Annotated in this window: 1 protein-coding gene; it reads right to left on the reverse strand. The window is 70.7% G+C overall.

What is annotated here, in order from left to right:
• Positions 1-120: 120 nt before the first annotated feature.
• A partial coding sequence (locus FN369_RS08885) for an FGGY family carbohydrate kinase (protein ID WP_246189644.1) occupies positions 121-995 on the reverse strand: 875 nt, incomplete at its 5' end.

The following is a 995-nucleotide window of genomic DNA, read 5'->3' on the forward strand; positions in this document are numbered from 1 at the left end:
TCCGGTAGCCGCGGCCGGCCGCTTCCACGGCGGCGCCGAGGCCGCTCGCCCCGCCTCCAACGACCAGAAAATCCCAAGGAGGCGATGGATCCGCGGCGAGGGAGAGCGCCCGCTCCCGGGTCATGAAGGTTGGGTCTCCTCCCGCCTCCAGCCCCGGGCCCGAAAGACCCCCCTCCTCCACTCCGCTCGCTTCCGCTCCCGCTCCGAAGGGGCCAAGGTTGGAAGGAAGGTCCGGTCGACCTCTCCAAAGGGGATCCGTTCCTCCGGGGTGGCATAGAAGCCCGCCTCCTGTCCGGCGAGGAGGGCTGCGCCGAGGGCGGTCGATTCGCGGTTGCGGGAGCGGGCGACCGGGAGGCCGAGAAGGTCGGCCTGGATCTGGAGGAGCAGATCGTTTTGGGCGGCCCCTCCGTCGGCCCTCATGGAGAGGATCGGGCTGGGCGATGTCTCGGCCATCGCCTCGAGGACATCGCAAACCTGGTGGGCGATGCCCTCGAGGACGGCCCGGGCGATCTGCGCCGGTCGGGTCTTCCGAGTGATGCCGATGAGGAGTCCTTCGGCCGAGGGATCCCAGTAGGGGCTGCCGAGCCCGGTGAGGGCCGGGACGAAGACGAGCCCTTCGCTCTCGCCGGCCTGGCGGGCGAGGGCTTCGATCTGGCCCAGGTGGGAGGCGATCCCTAGGCCCTCGACGAGCCATTGGACGGCGGCTCCGGCCACAAAGACGCTCCCTTCGAGGACGTAGCTCCGCTCTTCCCCCCGGCTCCAACCGGCCGAGACGAGGAGGCCCTTCGGGGGAGGAAGAGGAGCCGCCCCGAGGTGGAGCAGAGAGAAGGCGCCGGTGCCGTAGGTCGTCTTGAGGCTCCCCCGCTCCCAGCCGAGCTGGCCGTAGAGGGAGGCCTGCTGGTCTCCCAGGACCGCCAGGATCGGGATCCCCTCCCAGAACCCCTCGCCTCGAGCAAAGAGGCCCGCCGAGGGGTGGACCTCAGGGAGGATCGAGG

Origin of the sequence: Methylacidimicrobium cyclopophantes (assembly GCF_902143385.2) — a bacterium.
GTDB lineage: Bacteria > Verrucomicrobiota > Verrucomicrobiia > Methylacidiphilales > Methylacidiphilaceae > Methylacidimicrobium > Methylacidimicrobium cyclopophantes.